The following is a 19,098-nucleotide window of genomic DNA, read 5'->3' on the forward strand; positions in this document are numbered from 1 at the left end:
ACGTTATAAAGGGATTGCTAGAATCTATATTTACTGCTTTATTAAATTTTTCTCTACACAAAAATGATACAGTTCTTCAACATCTTTCACTATGTAGGTCGCACTAACTTCAGTCAGTTCTTTTTCACAGCCATAGCCATATAAAACACCAATTGAAGCAATTCCATTCTGATTTGCACCTATTATATCGTGCTTTCTATCACCAATCATTATCATTTCTTCTTTATTTAGTTCTTCATTTGTTTGTAAAATATGAGCAATTATTTCTTCTTTTTTTATTCTCGTACCATCTAAATTACTTCCAATGATGTCTTCGAAATAATTCGTTAATTGAAAATGCTCTATAACTTGTTTCGCAAATACAGTGGGCTTTGAAGTTGCTACGAATATGCGATTCCCTGAACTTTTTAATTGTTGCAAGAGCTTCAGAATCCCCTCGTATACATTATTTTCAAACAATCCACGCTGCTTTAAATACTCACGGAAGTAAAAAACAGCACGTTCAACCTCTCCTTCACTCATATTATATCTCTCTATGAATGATTGCTGAATAGGAGGACCTATAAATGAATCTAACTCACTTATATGTACTTCTTCAATTCCTACTTTTTTTAATGCATATAAAACCGAGTTTACAATCCCTTCTTTCGGATCCGTTAAAGTTCCATCTAAATCAAATAAAAATGTTTTATACATGCTTCATTCCTCCACTTAATTTGCTGTATAACTAAGTGCTAACATCTCTTCCACTTCTCCCTATTATACTATCATTATCTATTTTTTCGAAAAATCAATTTCCATATGTCACATACTTTCAGTTACAAAATACGATAGATATGATACAGTAAAAAAGTTACAATTATTTTAATAGAAACTGGTGAAACAAATGTCAATTACGTTAATTTTTATAATGGCTTTCACAATTGTAATCCACGCAGTTGAAACAAGCTCTTATAGTATTCGATTAGCGGGAGTTCGTTTAAAGAAGATTGCTGTCGCATTATCCGTCGTAGGAATCGTATTACTCATTTCAAGAACGTCAAACTTACTACAAGCCTTTTTACTTGGCGGGATTGTGGACGAAGCAAAACTAGATCCTTCTATTGATTTAGAGCATATTATACGTCTTGTACTATTATCTGCTTCTATCGGTACATTGCTTGCGATTATACTGTATCCAACTTTGACAAAACTATTTGGATATGTCATTCAAAACTTTGAAACAGACGGTTCTTTCATTCGAATGATGAAAACGAATAACATTCAAAAATTAAAGTACACAAAAAAATATGTCCGCTTTCCAAAGTTAGAAATGATTCATAGACTGCGTATCGGCGGTATTCCAAAGCGTATAATGCTTATTAACATGTTCGCTACTGCAATTTATACAGCGGGAGTTCTTTCCGCACTATATGCTTCTTTTTTAATTCCAGCTTTCGCAACAAAAGCCACTACAGCTTCTGGTCTTATTAATGGTTTTGCTACTATTTTATTAACAGTGCTACTAGATCCACGTATTGCTCTTTTAACAGAGCGAGCTCTTCAATCAGAAGAAGGTGCTGAAGCAATGAGTAAAATGTATGCTTGGCTAATGATTTCTAGACTTTTTGGTACATTACTTGCTCAACTGTTATTCATACCAGGTGCTTACTGGATTACATGGATTATAAAGCTTATGAATTAAATTTACTCTCTAAAAAAAGCAGGTGAGATAACAAATGACTATACAAACAGAACAAGATATCATTCGCTTAATAGAAAACGACGAATGGATGATGAATGTATTACAAATGGCAAAATCACTAGAGTTACCTGATTGGTGGATTTGTGCCGGATTTGTTCGTTCTAAAATTTGGGATACTTTACATGACTATGAAGCTAAAACGGCTATGCCTGATGTTGATGTAATTTATTATGATAGTCTACATCAAGATGAGATATACGAACAATCATTAGAAACGAAATTAATGAATATTGATGCTACTATCCCTTGGTCTGTAAAAAATCAAGCTCGTATGCATGTAGTGAATAATATGCCACCATATTCTTCTTCTGTTGATGCTATTTCTAAATTTCCTGAAACAGCAACGGCATTAGGAGTTACACTTGATGAACTAAACAACGTCATATTAACAGCCCCATGTGGTATTGAAGATGTCCTTTCCTTACAAGTGAGACCAACAGCTCATTTTCTTGAATCGAAAGAACGATTACATATGTACAAAAACAGAGTTATAAAAAAGAATTGGCAAAGTAAGTGGCCTAACATCACAATCACATATCCAGAAATATAGAAAGGGTGCCTCTCATTTATAGAAGCACCCTTTTCTTCATTTCAAAAAATGTATGACTGTTTCTGCAAACCTATCTGCTTCCTCATAATGAGGTGAATGACCGCTCTCTTCAAATACGATATACTTGCCGTTTCGGGCATCTTTATTAAATGTTTTAATTTGTTCTTCACACGTTACTACATCATGTTTTCCTACAATTAATAACATTGGATTCTGTACTTCTTTTATTTTATATAATAATGATTTATGACATGCACCCTCTAATTTTAATCTATCAAAATGAATTTGAGAGCGATTTGAAAATACTTCCCACTCTTCATCGCTATATAAACTATAGTCTGTCTCATCTTCCTTATAATTGTAAATCTCCATTCTTTTTTCTTCTAATTCAGCGCTTAATCTTATATAGGCTTCTAACAACTCTTCTGAACTAGCATAGCTAGATGAATAAGCAAAGCACTCTTTTGCTACTTCTTCTTTTTCATGCTTTTTTAATAAATGCCCTGTCTTTTGTAACAAAGCTCTACTTGTTAATGCAAAGTCGAAAGTTGGCCCTTCAAATATTATTTTCTCTATTGAACTTGGATATATCGACGCATATAACAATGCTAAATAGCCACCGAAAGAATGTCCAATTACAGACCACTTTTCAATTTGTAATGCTTTTCTTAGTTCCTCACAGTCTTCAATTAAATCATTTAATCCAAAAGCTTCATCCTCAGTAATTTCTTCTGAGCGACAAACACCCCTTTGATCTATCATCATTACATATAAAGAATCTTTTAAACGTTCCGCTTGATGAAATGAAAAATCATAGCAACTCTCTCCTGGTCCACCATGCAAATATAAGACTGGTTTATCTTTAGGATTTCCATGCGTTTCAACGTATAGCTTTTTCCCTCTAATATTCATGTATCTCCCTGCTTCTATCAAATTTGCCTTTATGATCATCACCTCCCCTTTTTTACTGAATATTATAACATTTAATGTTAAATAATCCCTATTACATTTAAGAAGACGATAATTATTGCAAGTGGTGCTACAAATCGAAGTAAAAATGCCCAACAAGTAAATACTTTCTTTCCATAATTACCACCTACAAAAAACTCTGCTTCTAGTACCTTCTTCTCCATTTTGAATGAAACGAAAATACTAATAAATAGTGCTCCAAGTGGCATTAATATATTACTAGATAAAAAGTCTACCGCATCAAAAATATTCTTTCCAAAAATCGTAATATCACTCCATACTCCAAATGATAACGCAGATGGTATACCTACTAAGAAAATACAGAAACCAATGATCCATGATAGTTTCGTTCTTCTTTCTTGTTCACCATTTGCTAATGCTGAAACAACAGTTTCTAGTAGAGAAAATGCCGATGTTAATGTCGCAAATGTAAATAGTGCAAGGAATACTGTTAAGAAAAATCCACCGAATGGGATTTGACTAAATACAGATGGTAATACGATAAATAGTAATCCAGGTCCTTCTGTCGGCTCCATTCCTAATGAAAATACGGCCGGAAAAATGGCAAGACCCGCAAATAAAGAAACAAATAAATTCAATCCAACAATTGTTATTGCTGATTTTGGTAAACTTTCTTTTTTATTTAAATAGGAACTATACGTAACCATAATTGAAATCCCGATACTAATTGCAAAGAATGATTGCCCCATTGCGAACAAAATACTTTCCGAAGTAATCTTTGAGAAATCTGGTTGTAAGAAAAACTTCACACCTTTCATTGCATCATCAAGTGTTAACGAACGAATAATAAGAGCGACAAATAAAACGAACAATGCTGGCAACATATATTTACTTGCTTTTTCAATTCCGTTTTGTACACCCTTTGATACAACCCATATCGTAATGAACATAAAAGCGAAATGTCCCATAATAGCCCAAGCAGGATTCCCAATTGTTTCAGTAAATAATGTACCGTAATTTTTTCCTGGAGTAATCAGTTGTCCAGTTATTCCTCTGAATAAATAAATTAATACCCATCCACCTACAACACTATAAAACGAAAGTAGTATAAAACAAGTTCCAACACCAAGGCGTCCAATCCAATGCCATCCTGTATTTGGTGCGATGCTTTTAAATGCTCCAACTGCTTGTTTCTGCGTACTGCGTCCAATCATAAATTCAGCTATAAGTAGCGGTAGTCCAATTAAAACAGTAAATAATATAAATATTAAAAAGAACGCTCCTCCCCCACTCTTCCCAGCGATATAAGGGAACTTCCATATCGCACCAAGTCCAATTGCTGATCCGGCTGCCGCCATTATAAAACCTAATTTCGAAGTCCATTGCTCCGTCTGTTTCATCTCATTTTCCTCCTAATTAAATCTTTTTATATAAATAAATAAATTTTATAAACCTATTCAAATAAACCCTCCATTTCTTCTTCCATATAATAAAAAAATGGCCTAGCATCTCTATATAAAGAGACGCTAAGCCATTTACTTAACGCGGTACCACCCTTATTGATTCCATTATGAATCCACCTTAGTAGTAATCGTTTGATTACAAACCTAATATCGAAGGTTAACCGTTAAGATTTACTAAGAATGTGATTCCGTTCCACCTTACTGCTCCTAGGCGAGTTCAGGATGTCATTTGACTATGTCGCACCAACCCATAGCTCTCTGCACAAATACATGACCTTACTACTCCTATTCAACACATTGTAATATTTAGAATATATTTTCTTTTGAAATTAATATGAAGTATATCGGTTATATTTGTAACTGTCAAGGGGTATATTGATTTTTTTGTCGAAATGGTTCATATTTCAACTGACTTTTACTAAGCTTATTAGAAAAAGAAAGAATCTATATTTTCACCTTTTCAAACGAACTATAAAAAAAGAATCTTCGCGATAATCGCGAAGATTCTTTTTACGGTATGAGACGAGTACAATCTCTCGGAAAAGCACTCGCCTCTCGTACATTTGTTAATTCTAAAAGTTTATATACAACCCTTTCTAACCCAATTCCGAAACCTCCATGTGGTGGACAACCGTATCGGAATGTATTTAAATAAGATTGAAATTTATCTGGGTGTAATCCTTTTTCTTTAAACGAAGCGAGTAACATTTCATAATTATGAATTCGCTGTGCCCCTGACGTTATTTCTAATCCTTTATATAATAAGTCGAATGAATCAGTAATAGCTGGATTCTCTTTATTCGGCATCGTATACATCGGTCTCGCTTTTTTCGGATAATGCGTAATAAAAACAAATTCACTATTATATATTTCCTTCACATATTTCCCTAGTAACTTTTCACCTTCTGTATCTAAATCCCCTACAGGAGATTCTTTACGATACTTACTTTTCAAAATTTCTTGTGCTTCTAACAATGTAATTTTAGGTATTTCAGTAATAACAGGTACTTCTATTTGTAATAGTTGTAGTTCTATTTCACATTTTTTCGCTACTTTTTGAAACATATATCGTAAAACATCCGTTTCTAGTTGCATCACTTCATAAAAATCATGAATAAAACCAAGCTCTAAGTCTAACGATATATATTCATTCAAATGACGGGAAGAATTATGATGTTCCGCTCTATATACAGGTGCAATTTCAAAAACTCGTTCTAACCCACCTGCCACCATCATTTGCTTATAGAACTGTGGTGATTGTGCTAAATAAGCTTCTTTTTGGAAGTATGGAAGCTTAAAAACATTTGCTCCTCCTTCTGCCCCTTGCGAAACAATTTTCGGCGTAAAGATCCGTGTGAAATCGTTCTCTATAAGAAATTCACTAAAGCTCTGAACGAGTGTAGATTTCACTTTAAAAATCGCTGCGGTTCGCTCATGCCTTAATGATATTACTCGCTCATTAAGTAGTTGATCTAAGCCAACTTGTAACTTCTTTTTATTTATTTCAAATGGAAGTGGCTCTGCACCGTTTATTACTTTCACTTCATGAGCAAGTACTTCAACACCCAATTCTGTTTTCGATGTCTCGACTATTTCACCAATTACGTGGACGACACTTTCTACATCAACTTTATATCCAGCCAATTCATTTTCTAATACACATTGAATTACTCCTGTTCTGTCCCGTAATAATAAAAAACTAACATTTCCAAGATGTCGAATCTTTTTTACCCATCCTTGAAGTAATACAACCTTTCCACTTTGCTTTGTACATTCTTTTGTGAGTGAACGCTTCATTATTGAATCCATTATTTTTCCCTCCAGTAATTTTATATTTATTTACGTTATTGTTGTCATCGTCATCATCCACGGTCACTCACCCCCTTTCAAAGAATACAAAAATCCGCCCCTATAAATAGGGACGGATTTTTTCCGCGGTACCACCCAAATTGTCATATTGACCATCTTAGCCCTGATAACGGTAGGTACCGTTTGCTTTTACTAATAATCACGTTCAAAGCAACACTCACAGGTGTCTTTCCATCATGCGGTATCGCAACCTTCCCAGCAATCGGCTGCTCTCTGTAGACCTTTGCACCATGTACTTTTCCTGATCATCACTTTTTATATTTACAGAGTATTCTAACTCCTCACCTTATAAAACGCAAGCTTTTTTTGAAACATTCTGGTTTTATAACTCCTAACTTCTTCTAAATTGTGAAAAGTTAATTTTGTAATACATATTCTTATGTATTAAATCCAAAATTACACCTTTAATATTTTCCAATTTTTACATAAAAACTAATTCATTTACGCATATTAATAAAAATTTTAAAGCGAGGTGTGTATATGCAAAAAGCAATTAGTTTCTTTCTCCTTTTGTTTTGCTTAATTGTAGTAAACGAAACGTATGCCTATTCACCAAAATCTTTACCAATCTCTCAAAACTCTGATCAATGGCAAGTGAATATTGATAAACCGAAAAAAACAAACAAGAATATGCTTCAAGCTAAAAAAGATGAATTTCAAACATATCATTTTTCAGTAAAGAATGTCGGGAATAGTGAAGTATATAATGTAAACGTCGAAGTATTCCGCAACGAACCAAATAAGAAAACGAAATATGAACTCTTTTCCCTAAAGGAAAGTCGTTTGGCAAGTGGAAAAACTGGATTTGAACACGCTAATTTACCCGTTGCTACAAAAGCAGATGAAGTTGATGTTATTATTACATGGCAAGAACACCCATTCCAATCGATGCGAAATGGTCAAAAAGTTGAATCTAGAAAATTTAAAGAGCATTTTGTTTTTAAAGAAGCTAAAAAGTAAATGGGATACGGATATATTCACACTATCATTGATATAGCTTTATTTACTAGTACCAGTTCGTAAGCAAATTAAAAAGTCGTGGCTTATAATGCCACGACTTTTTATATTAATTCGTACTAATGCCTCTCGCTGCCCAAATGCGATCGATATCAGCAGCATGTTGTCCGCCATATAAAAGAGCATCCGCTTGCTTAATCGCTTTCGCTCCATCACTGAATTTAGAGTTTGGTGTTAATGACCAGTGTGATTGTAAAATGATTTTTGTTGCTACATCACGGCCAAAAGCTTGTGCCATTTCGTATTGGCCTTGAGCCCAAATTTCACCATCATCATGCACTTCATTCGTTATATCTTTCGGATATACTTTATTCGTATCTAATCGGCGTAAGCATGTTGGATCTGAACTAGAATAAGCTGTCGCATCCCATTCTCCAACACATGCTTTACCATATCCAGTAGTCGATACTGCATCTTCATATGTAGCACCTAAGAAGTCGCCAAATCCTTCTCCCATCGCTCCACCTTCTGCTGAACTACCAAAGCCAGGAACTTGGTTATCTTGAATCGAATGCCCATATTCATGTGCGATAATACCAGCATCTTCTGCATCATCAACACCGCCAGTACCGAAAGTCAAAGCTTTTGTTGATGGAGAATAGAATGAGTTATCATCAGTTGTACCATTAACATTCACTTTTATCGAACGGTTATTAATATTTTTAAAACCTAGACTTTGAATGTAACGTTGCAATGTGTCGATATGATAGTACGACATAACATCTTCAAAGCTATCATTTGCGCGTGTATAGTTAAATTGTAAATTCGTAGATTTTGTTTTCGCTTTTGAAGAAATCGTTACATATTCTCCAATTAAAAATCCTGTTCCATCTAAACCTTTTAACGTAACAGTTTTCAGTTGGTTCGTTAGAGCTGTTGAATCTGCATCGTTATTATCTTTTAAGCCTACTTTACTACCGCTAGATACGACTGGGTTAGGTAAAAATACTTTTCCTGACCCTTCAGCTTTTCGGTTTATATCAACCTTTTTAATTAACTTTCCATTTTCTGCATCAATAAATGTTTCCCATGCACCAAATGGATTATTAGAATGGACTACAACTTTATATACTGGACGAGCAATTCCTTCTTCAACAATATATCCGAACTCTTTATCTGTAGGAGCCCATAAATTTTGCTCACTTGCTTCTCCAACATACGCCATTGATTTTTGTATTGCATCTTTTTCACTAATTTTTGTCGTTACTTCCTTCACACCTGTAACAGGCTGATAATCAGAAACAGCGAGTACTCCCTTTCCCTCTCCGTTAAGCGTAACTGTTATTTGTTTTGAAAATACAGGTGCACCATTAACAACTTGTTGGAACCTAACATATGAAGCTACTGACGTTTCTGTTGTAGAAATATATTGCAAGTCTGAAAGATCTGTTTTCAATCCATACTGCGCAGCATTTTCTTTTAAATATTCAGTTGCTTTTTTCTGTGGCGAATAAGCTTCTAACTTTACTTGCTGTTGTTTTTCCAATGCCGAAACCGTAGAAATTGTCCCCATTACTAACGGCACAGTCATTGCCATTGCCACCATTTTTTTATTAAACATAGAACCACTCCCCCTAATAAAGTAGCTCAACCTTATCCCATTACCACTAGGCAATGATTCCCCGCAAAACGGATGGATAAAAATTGAATCTACGAGTAATTCTCTATGAACACTTCTATTACCTTTCCATTTAGGGTAAGTGAAATTTTCTCAATATTTATGTGTAAAGTGAACACAATACTTTAGAAAGAAATTTCTAAATCCATTCCTTATCCCTAAAGCTTTTCATATTACTGTTTAAAAAAATAGGCTATTTTTTACCTAACGGTAGGTTGAAAAAATCACTTGTAAATGATACGATTTAAATAACCTTTTTTTAGGAGGATCTATATGAGTAAAAGTGAAGAAACACTCTCTTCAATAATGGAAGCAAGTTATCGCCTTTTTGCTACGTACGGTATTGTTAAAACAACTTATACAATGATTGGTGAGGAGGTTGGTATCGCAAAACCATCTATATATTACTACTTTAAGTCTAAAGATGCTTTAATTGAATGTATTTTTACTGAATTATGTAAAGCTATGCAGTTCTCTTCGTATTTCCATACAGAAGAGTTTACAAAATCAAATTTTATTGAAAAATGTATTGCAATTGGCCTTAAAATAATTGATGAACAGCGAAACGACCCTTATTTTAACCGAGTGCTACAAGAATATGTATTACTATCTTCAAGAAACAAGATGTACAAAGATCGATTACTAACTGTGCAAACAGAATATTTACATGGATTTGAAGTACTCCTTACAAAAGCAAATGAACTTCAATTAATTGAAAATAAAAATCTAGTTTCAAAAGCTCATATGTTAGCATTAGTGCTTGATAATATCGGAAATTTTATGATGATTGATGCAAAGATAGATTATAAACAAATTTGGATTGAAGCTGTAAATAACATTTTTGAAAGAAGGGGTTGAAGTGAATATAAAAAAACGCATTATCGGCTTAGATTTGGCTAGAGCTTGGGCGATGTTTGGTATGCTACTTGTTAATTTCATGGTGATAACAGGTGCAGAAGGAAATGGTCCCCCTTTTTTAATAACCTTCATGTCACTATTTGAAGGTAGAGCCTCTGCTTTGTTTGTTATACTTGCTGGCATCGGTATAACTTTAATGACTAGGTCAGCCGTTGCTAGCAATGAACAAATAAAAATTTCTAATAGCCGAAAGACCATATGGAAACGATCACTTTTCTTATTTATTTTAGGATTACTACTATATGTAATGGAGTGGACTGGGGATATATTACACTACTATGGTGTTTACCTTTTCGTTGCTGCATTACTCATGACAGTACGCAAAAAACTATTACTTTTTCTTTCTATCATTATTTTATTGTTCGCACAATCTCTTCAGCTTACTTTCAATACTTTCGAGGGTTGGGTAGGTCCAACTCCATTTATAAATTATGTAGACTTCTGGACAATAAAGGGTTTTCTTCGCAACTTATTCTTTAATGGCTATCACCCTATTTTCCCTTGGTTCTCGTTCTTCTTAATCGGTATGTTAATTGGCAGGTTAGATCTTCATAATAAAAAAATAAAAAAAAGATTACTCTTACTCGGTATTACAATCACAATATTGACAGAACTTTTATCAAAAGGACTTACACACTTTTTTATTCCATACATCGGCAGAGAGGCCGCCACATTTTTATTTAATACAGGACCCATCTTACCAAATGTATTATATATTTTATCTGCTACAGGATCCTCTATTGCTATATTAATCATTTGCCTCTATATCGCTGAAAAATATAGAAATAATTGGTTTGTCACTTCCATTGTACAAACAGGACAATTAACATTAACTCATTATGTCAGTCATGTATTTATCGGTATTGGGACATTAATTCTATTAAATAGAATGGAAAATCAATCACTACTATTCGTTTTATTATTTGCTACTGCATTTTTCATTTTCAGCATTTTAATTAGTGTGTTATGGAGAAAGAAATTTTCTAGAGGTCCTATCGAATGGATTATGAGGAAATTAGCCGGATAAATTTCCATCATACAAAAAGGAAGTTGGAATCATTCCAACTTCCTTCTCCTTTAATGAGCCGCGCTTAATTTAATTCGAACTTTCGTTTCACCTAAAGAAAGTTCATCATCTTCGTTCGTTAAGTGACCAAATGTAAATTGTTTAACGAGTAAGTTTTCTTCCAATAAATCTTTATGGTTCGTTAACGTTCGCTGTAGCTCTACTTCTGTATCAAGAATAACATCCACTCGTAAATTAACTGGTAAATTCAACTGTTTACGATATTCTTGAACCGCACGAATGAATTCACGCGCTACTCCTTCTTGCAACAATTCTTCCGTTACATTCGTATCTAACATAACCGTATATTGTCCGTTAGTCGTATTAGAGAATCCTGATTTTGCAACTTTCTCAACTAACACATCTTCAGCAGTTACAACTACTTCTTCTCCTGGTGTTGCTTCGTAAACTGCTCTTCCTGTTGATACAAAGTTTTGTACTTCTTCTTGTGATAATTGTTTTAGCCAACCATTCACTGCATTCACATTTTTACCGAATTTCGGCCCCGCTGTTTTAAAATTAAGCTTCAATTGATATGATGTGTATTTTGTTTCATCGAGTTCAACATGGAATGCTTTTACATTTAACTCATCCATAACGATATCACGATAAGATTCCCAATCCATATCATTCTCGTTATGCTCAAGTAATACAAGTTCTGCTAGCGGCTGTTTTACTTTTAAAGAATGCTGATTACGGTTACTTCTTCCAAGTTCAACAACTTGTAAAACAGCATCCATTTCCGCTTCTAATTTCGGTTGAAGTAGTGATTCATTTACAACTGGATAATCAGCTAAATGAACGCTGCCTCCTTCTAAATTTAGATGAATGTCTTCCGCGACAAACGGTGTAAATGGTGCAATTAATTTACTAATTGTTACAAGCACTTCATGAAGTGTCTCATACGCAGCTGCTTTCTCAGCGTTCATACCAGATTCCCAGAAACGATTACGTGAGCGTCTTACATACCAGTTACTCACTTCATCTACAAGTGCTGCAATTTCACGAGCTGCATTCGTAAATTGATAATCATCAAGTGCAGTTCTCACTTTTTTCGTTGTACTATGCAATCTTGATAATACCCATTCGTCTAATTTTGTAAGCTTTACATCATACGTTTCTTTCGGATTATATTCATCTAAATTTGCATATAAAACGTAGAAGCTATACACATTGACTAATGTATCTACAAATTTAGATTTCGCTTCCAGTACTGTTCTCTCAGAAAAACGCTTCGCATTCCACGGGGCACTATCAACAAGTAAAGCCCATCTTAGCGCATCTGCACCAAATTTATCTACTAAATCAACTGGATCTAGTGCATTTCCTTTGCTTTTAGACATTTTCTGCCCTTCTTCATCTAAAACATGCCCTAGTGATAACACTCGTTTATACGGTACTTTTCCCGTATATAGTGCTGATACTGCTAATAAACTATAAAACCAGCCGCGTGTTTGATCAATTCCTTCAGCAATAACATCCGCTGGAAACTGCTCTTCAAATAACTCTTTATTTTCAAATGGGTAATGATATTGTGCAAATGGCATAGAACCACTATCAAACCAAACATCAATCACTTCTGGTGTACGATTCATTGTGCCTCCGCATTTCCCGCAGCACACTTGCACTTCATCTACATAAGGCTTATGCAATTCCAAATCTTCTGGTGTTTCTTTCGTACTATGCTTTCTTAATTCGGCAATGCTTTTCGGTGCGAACTGATGATCACAACTTTCACATTCCCACACGTTTAATGGCGTTCCCCAATATCTATTTCGGCTAATATTCCAGTCCACCATATTTTCTAAAAACTTACCAAAGCGCCCATGTTTCATATGATCCGGATACCAAGTAACAGAATCATTATTTTGTAAAAATGTATCTTTAATTGCAGTTGTTCGGATTAACCAACTTTCTCCTGCATAATAAAGTAGTGGTGAATCACAACGCCAGCAATGCGGATAGCTATGTTCATATTTTTCTTTATGATACAGTAAACCTTCCTTCGCTAAATAACGAACGATATCCACGTCACAATCTTTTACAAATTTCCCTTTCAAAAATGGTACTGCCTCTGTATACTCACCTTTTTCATCTACAACGTGCAAGAATGACAATCCTTCACTTTGAACAACTCTATAATCGTCCTCTCCATATGCTGGAGCAATATGAACAAGTCCTGTACCACTATCTCCCGTTACAAAATCTGCTGCAATAACGCGGTAACCATTTGTAACTTCTTTCATCGGAAATGGCGCTGTATAAGATGTGTTTAATAATTCTTCGCCTTTATGAACAGATAATACTTCATAGTTCTCTTTTAATACTTCTTGTACACGTTCTTTCGCAACAATGTATACATGACTTTCTTGTTTTGCTTTAACGTATTCCATATTTGGATGGACAGCAAGCGCAACGTTTGCTGGAAGTGTCCAAGGTGTTGTGGTCCAACCTAAGAAATACTCATTTTCACTATCTTTCACTTTAAACTTCACAGTTGCACTTAAATCTTTTACTGTTTTATACCCTTGTGCAACCTCATGTGAGCTCAATGAGGTTTGGCAGCTTGGGCAGTATGGTGAAACTCTATGTCCTTTATATAACAATCCTTTTTCATGGATTGTCCCCAAAATATGCCATACACTTTCGATATATGGATTCTTTAAAGTTACATATGGATCATCCATATCTACCCAATAACCAATACTTTCAGTGAATTCACGCCACTGCTTCTCATATGTGAAAACACTCTCTTTACACTTTTGAATAAATGGTTCAATACCATATTCTTCGATCTCATGTTTACCAGAAATACCAAGTTGCTTCTCAACGCCTAATTCTACAGGTAAACCATGTGTATCCCATCCCGCTTTTCTTAACACTTTATAACCAGCCATCGTTTTATATCTTGCTACTAAATCTTTAATTGTTCGTCCAAGTGCATGACCTACATGCGGTAGTCCGTTCGCCGTTGGTGGTCCTTCATAAAATACGAAAGACTGTGCGCCTTCTCGATTCTGAATTGATTGTTCGAAAATATTTTGTTCGTTCCACTGTTTGCGAATTCGCATTTCTCTTCCTACAGCTGATTCTTTTACATCTACTTTTTCCATATACAATCACTCCTTTGAATATTTTAAAGCACACAAAAAACCCGTCCCTATAAAGTAGGGACGGGTTTACCCGCGATACCACCCTAATTCTATTAGCATTTTCACTAATAGCACTTAGCAACGTACTATCATACGTGTTCTTTGTAACGGTAGACATCCGTCCGGGCTTACTTACTTTCAGCCTCGGCTCCTCGGAGATGATTTTCAAATAACGTCTGCACACCGGCTTTCAGCAATATACCGGCTCTCTGGAGAACAGCTCACTATTTTACTCTTTCTCGTCTTCAGATTTGTATACTTTGTTAAAAGTTATTTTATGCCATTTAGCAACTAATTGTCAACTAATTCAAAATATATCCTTATCTTTTTTCCCTATTCTTATACAATTACTTTTCAAATTCTCGCAATGCTGCTAAATTTTCATCATCCTCAATAAGTTCAGCAAAGAATCCCGATTCATCCTCACGAAGGACAAATTCAAGCTCTTCCTTCGCCTCTTCATTTCTATTTAACTGCGCTAAATAACAAGCACGATCATATCTTGCTAACAAATCACTCGCGTCAATTATTAATACTTCATTTGTTATTTTTTCTGCCTGTATCGTTTGGCCGGCACCATGATATGAAGATGCTAAAGAAAGAAGAATTGCTGTTTCATTTGGATGATGTATAGAAGCATTTTCTAATACATGAATTGCCTCTTCAAACCTTTCTTGACTTTGATATATTTCTCCTAAAGCAAGAAATGCTCTACTTACAAACGGTGTTTGCTCTGTTAATTGTAAGATAATCTTTTCTGCTTTTCTTTCTTCCCCTGCTTTAAAGAATACTTGTGCTTGCAGAAGAAGAGTATCATAATCATCTGGTAGTTCTCGAACCATTTGTTTCGTTAATTCCAAAGCATCTCTTAACATATCTTCTTCCTCGCACTCAACGAAAAGATTTACAAGTTGCTTCGCTACGTCATAATCCCATTTATTTTCTAGTGACGTGTGCAGAATCTCTATTGCTTCTTTATTCATCTCTACATTCTCATAAAATAGCGCAAATCGCTGTGCTGCCATACTATTTTTCGGATTTAACTTTAAAGAGATTTCATATAAATCAATTATCATAGTAACCATTGAAATTTCTTTCGCACGATTTTTCATACGATAAAAAGCTCTCGTAATGATAGATCGTTTTGGCTGTTCATGCAGCTGGCGTTCAATCCATATTTCCGTAACCGCAGCTGCAGCATACATGAATGCTGTACTCCTTTCTGCTTTTTTCACCTTTAACGTATGAAGAAAATCTCGTATGTTAGACAATTTTTTATGTTGCTCTACTGCTTTTACATAAACATCAAATATACGTTCATTATCAAAATCTTTTTGTATTACTTTCATTGCAACTTCAATTGCTTTTACATTTCTTTTTTTCACTAATACTTTTGCATAATGATATAGAACTTCTATATGCTCACCATCTAATTGTAGTGCGTATTCAACCTGTGCTTGTTCTTTATCTATTTCATTCATCGCTCCGTACACATACGCAATCGCATCTAAACGCCATATTTCAGGTACTTCGTCCGCTAATTGTTCTAGTTCAGTCAGCAATTCTTCCTGAAGATTCATATCTACTGAAAGCTGTGCTAAATATTCCATATTAATATGCAACGGCTCTTCTTTCATCGCCTGAACCATATGACTTTGTTCTTTAGAACGGTTTTCTTCTTTTTCGTATATTTCCGCAAGCTGTAAATGTACACCTACGAAATTCCCATCAAGCTCTAAACATGTTTCATACGCTTGTTTTGCTTCCGTCAATTGCCCTAATGCCATAAGTGTTTCACCAATTCGGTAATACGGTAATGCCGTTTCCATTTGTTCTATCGCCTTATTATATCTTTTCATCGCTTGGCCGTACTGTCCAATAGATTCATATAAAATACCTGCATAACAACCGTACTCACTTACTTCATTTCTTTCTTTGTGTAACGTTCTTAAAAATGCTATACCTCGTTGTACAAATTCCGTTCCTTTAATTCGATTCACATATTCATCTAACGCACTTACTACATTATAATCACTTTTCTTTATACCATTTTCTAACTTAGATAGTGCTACTTTAAACCCTTCTTCATTTCCACCAAGTTCAATTTCAGCATCCCATAAAACCATTCCTGCATTCATGAGGAAATCTTGGCTCTTTTCAATTTGCTTCTCAAGACCAAGTATATATTCTTTTGCTTCCTTATATTGTTCTCTTGCCATATAAACTTGTGTAAGTCCGAAGTGAGAATAAACATCCTCATCATTTTCTTCTAAAGCACGCTTATACAATACTTCTGCTTCTTCCAAGCTATCATTTTGAAAATGATAATCACCTAATTTTACGTAAAGAGGTGCTTTATCATCACAATTCTCAATACCGTTTAATAAAATTTCTTTCGCACTTTCCTCATCCTTCAAATCAGATTCGTATATTTCCGAAAGTTTCGTATAAATGTAAGGTGCATTACTATCCAAATGAATCGCTACTTTAAGCCCTTTTATTGCTAAATATAATTTCCCTAGTTGATGTGCACATCTCGCTCGTTCATACCATACATGCGCTTCATATTTATACTCTTTTAACAAGTCATTAAAGATTTCATATGCTTCTTCATATCTTTCTAAATCTATTAATATTAAACCGTGATTTGTTAAAGTGAACCTTTCAGGACTACGCTCTAATGCAACTTGAGAGTATTGCAATGCTTTTTCAGATTGATCAATATACATATAGGATAAAGCGAGAAAACTCCAAGCAATAGGCTGATCTGCGTCTAATTGTAACGATAAACGAAAGCTTGAAATCGCTTCTAGATAACTTTCCTGTTCAAACGCATATCTTCCGTTTATTAAATGATATAAAGCACGATTATTTTTCTTCTCAACGCTTGTCAGCATTTGCTCCGCTTTCTCTACTTCTTGAAAACGAATAAAACATTGTGCACCATGCAATTTAACAAAGTCCGAGTTCGGAAACTTTTCCATTAACTTATCGATACAATATAAAATAAATTTTTTATCTACTTCAACATCTAAGTGCTTTATCGTATATAACCACGTATTTGGATTATCACTCGTTTCTTTTAAAAATTGTACTAAGTTACTAATTCCCTCTTTGTCATGTTCATCTAAATGATCCGTAAGAGAAAAAATAGATTTAAAGTAACGATTTTCTTCCTCACTTAGAAACGCTAGTTGCTCCTTCTTTTCTTTCGGAACAAACGTGATTGCTAAACAGCCTGTATAACGATATTTTTCTTGTAATTTACTATATTCCACAAGAACTGGTTCTATAAAGTTTGGATCTTGAACATAGAAAGCTTGCAATGTATCATCATATCCAGATAGAACTTGTACGTGTGAAGCATGCTCAATATCTATACTTAATAAAACAGGAATTCCTTCGTCAATCAGTCTCTTATAATTCTCTTCGTTCCCTTTAAAATAACGATATTCATAACCTAATTCTTCTAAATAAGAAACAGTATCTGAAAACTTCGATCCTGTCATATCAAAAATAAACTCTGCTATTTCATCTTGTGTACGTTTCTCTCCCCATATACGCAACATCATCTCTAAACTTGTCGGAACACAATAATTATCCTTTTGTACAATTGGAACTATCGGCAAGTGAACCTTTTTTCCATCCGGATTTTTTTCTAAATTATGATATAAAGATTCTTTTAAACTCTTTTCTTCTTTTAATAGTTTTTGTAAATCTGCAAATTTATTCATTTTGTACAGTGCTTCTGCACGTAAATGTACAAAGTAAGTATTATAGGCATGATATGGCAGCTGAGTATTTATGTTATCTATTACCGCTAACATCTCTTCATATTGCTCTAAATCTAATAAATACTTTATCTTCTCAAAATGAAAATATGGTACTTGTGGGAATTTTACAATCGCATCATCGATTAACTGTATCGCGCGTTTTTGTTCTCCTTTATTCGCATACAATTGTGATAATAAATAGGTAGATAACTCTTCACAATCTTCATGCTGCATGCCAGCAATAAATTGTTCTTCCGCTTTCTCCCATTCACCTGTATGCATATAAACGTAGCCCCATTTATCAAACACTGCGCGCGCACTGTACTCCTCTGCTTTTTGCATATACATTAACGCTTCTTCGTTTCGTTTCATTTCTAAAAGACATCGTACTAACGTAAAATATGTTTTCGCTAAAAAATCTGCATCTATTTCTTCTTTACTTAACTCTTCTAAAGAAGATTTTAACAACTGCTCTGCTTCAAGAATTTTCCGCTCATCAATTAACTCATCACAATATAAAGAGAGCGTTCTCATATTTGGGAATTTTTTATAAGCGTAACGAATGAGGAATGAACTGTATTGGTGCATAAGCCCTTCATCAGTAAGGCGAATTAATATATCGAACTCCTTATGCGAAGGAATATTGGCAAGCCAATTCTTCACATAGGATAAAGTATTCGTTTCTTTTATATATGCAATTTCATTATTTATTTCCTGTAATCCATCTACAAATCTCTTGTCTTTTAAACAAGTTTCTAATTGCTTAAAATCTAGCATGCATTCACCTCGAATTTATATTTAAACTGCTACTTGCTTAGATTTTACACACCATATAGTATGTATTCAACTAAAATCTCTTAAAATGGATGGTATTAATTAATATTATTCAAATTTATAACAAAATATAGTAAAAACGATTGTTTTTCTCCGTATTTTGTTTAATTATATGGAATAACGTAACATGCGGTTTTTATCTTGTAGAAGCTGAAATTAGTACA

The 19,098-nt window shown here is 34.3% G+C and carries 12 protein-coding genes and 3 other annotated features; of the genes, 5 read left to right on the forward strand and 7 right to left on the reverse strand.

Annotation, left to right across the window (positions count from 1 at the left end):
* Nucleotides 1-30: 30 nt before the first annotated feature.
* Nucleotides 31-696 (reverse strand): HAD family hydrolase, encoded by a 666-nt coding sequence (locus HMAS_RS13475; protein ID WP_000278481.1) that lies wholly within the window; start codon nt 694-696, stop codon nt 31-33.
* Nucleotides 697-886: 190 nt separating this feature from the next.
* Between HMAS_RS13475 and HMAS_RS13480 the strand changes: the two genes are divergently transcribed.
* Nucleotides 887-1,684: a lipid II flippase Amj family protein gene (locus tag HMAS_RS13480; protein WP_000028911.1), complete on the forward strand. Its 798-nt coding sequence runs from the start codon at nt 887-889 to the stop codon at nt 1,682-1,684.
* A gap of 34 nt (nt 1,685-1,718) precedes the next feature.
* Nucleotides 1,719-2,294: a nucleotidyltransferase family protein gene (locus HMAS_RS13485; RefSeq protein ID WP_006922721.1), complete on the forward strand. Its 576-nt coding sequence runs from the start codon at nt 1,719-1,721 to the stop codon at nt 2,292-2,294.
* A 36-nt stretch (nt 2,295-2,330) separates the two neighbouring features.
* Here the strand turns inward: HMAS_RS13485 and HMAS_RS13490 are convergent, their stop codons facing one another.
* The 3 genes from HMAS_RS13490 to aspS form a co-directional block, all read right to left on the reverse strand.
* Nucleotides 2,331-3,206, reverse strand: a complete 876-nt coding sequence (locus HMAS_RS13490; protein WP_016122414.1) for an alpha/beta fold hydrolase — start codon at nt 3,204-3,206, stop codon at nt 2,331-2,333.
* 77 nt (nt 3,207-3,283) lie between these two features.
* Nucleotides 3,284-4,624 carry a sodium-dependent transporter gene (locus tag HMAS_RS13495; protein WP_088867729.1) on the reverse strand — a complete coding sequence of 447 codons (1,341 nt, stop codon included), beginning with the start codon at nt 4,622-4,624 and terminating at the stop codon, nt 3,284-3,286.
* A 116-nt stretch (nt 4,625-4,740) separates the two neighbouring features.
* Nucleotides 4,741-4,989, reverse strand: a binding site (T-box leader).
* 208 nt (nt 4,990-5,197) lie between these two features.
* Entirely contained in the window at nt 5,198-6,496 is a 1,299-nt protein-coding gene (gene aspS / locus HMAS_RS13500) for an aspartate--tRNA(Asn) ligase (RefSeq protein WP_048535818.1), read from the reverse strand.
* A gap of 105 nt (nt 6,497-6,601) precedes the next feature.
* Nucleotides 6,602-6,814 (reverse strand) — a binding site (T-box leader).
* Between the two features lie 222 nt (nt 6,815-7,036).
* On the opposite strand from aspS, the gene HMAS_RS13510 reads away from it, so the two are divergent.
* Complete coding sequence (locus HMAS_RS13510) at nt 7,037-7,516, forward strand: hypothetical protein (protein ID WP_001167910.1); 480 nt, start codon at nt 7,037-7,039, stop codon at nt 7,514-7,516.
* Between the two features lie 106 nt (nt 7,517-7,622).
* On the opposite strand, the gene HMAS_RS13515 is transcribed toward HMAS_RS13510, so the two are convergent.
* A complete protein-coding gene (locus HMAS_RS13515) occupies nt 7,623-9,134 on the reverse strand; it encodes a M36 family metallopeptidase (protein WP_000482274.1) in 1,512 nt (503 codons plus the stop codon).
* Nucleotides 9,135-9,464: 330 nt separating this feature from the next.
* On the opposite strand from HMAS_RS13515, the gene HMAS_RS13520 reads away from it, so the two are divergent.
* A complete protein-coding gene (locus HMAS_RS13520; RefSeq protein WP_000045224.1) occupies nt 9,465-10,049 on the forward strand; it encodes a TetR/AcrR family transcriptional regulator in 585 nt (194 codons plus the stop codon).
* A gap of 1 nt (nt 10,050) precedes the next feature.
* Nucleotides 10,051-11,136 carry a DUF418 domain-containing protein gene (locus tag HMAS_RS13525; RefSeq protein WP_001022159.1) on the forward strand — a complete coding sequence of 362 codons (1,086 nt, stop codon included), beginning with the start codon at nt 10,051-10,053 and terminating at the stop codon, nt 11,134-11,136.
* A 50-nt stretch (nt 11,137-11,186) separates the two neighbouring features.
* Here HMAS_RS13525 and ileS read toward each other — a convergent pair whose 3' ends face one another.
* Both ileS and HMAS_RS13535 read right to left on the reverse strand, forming a co-directional pair.
* Nucleotides 11,187-14,288 (reverse strand): isoleucine--tRNA ligase, encoded by a 3,102-nt coding sequence (gene ileS, locus HMAS_RS13530; protein WP_016122411.1) that lies wholly within the window; start codon nt 14,286-14,288, stop codon nt 11,187-11,189.
* Between the two features lie 53 nt (nt 14,289-14,341).
* Nucleotides 14,342-14,582: a binding site (T-box leader), on the reverse strand.
* Between the two features lie 92 nt (nt 14,583-14,674).
* Nucleotides 14,675-18,877: a tetratricopeptide repeat protein gene (locus tag HMAS_RS13535; RefSeq protein ID WP_116344875.1), complete on the reverse strand. Its 4,203-nt coding sequence runs from the start codon at nt 18,875-18,877 to the stop codon at nt 14,675-14,677.
* Nucleotides 18,878-19,098: the final 221 nt, after the last annotated feature.

This window comes from Bacillus sp. HMA207, from assembly GCF_003402455.1.
Lineage (GTDB): Bacteria > Bacillota > Bacilli > Bacillales > Bacillaceae_G > Bacillus_A > Bacillus_A cereus.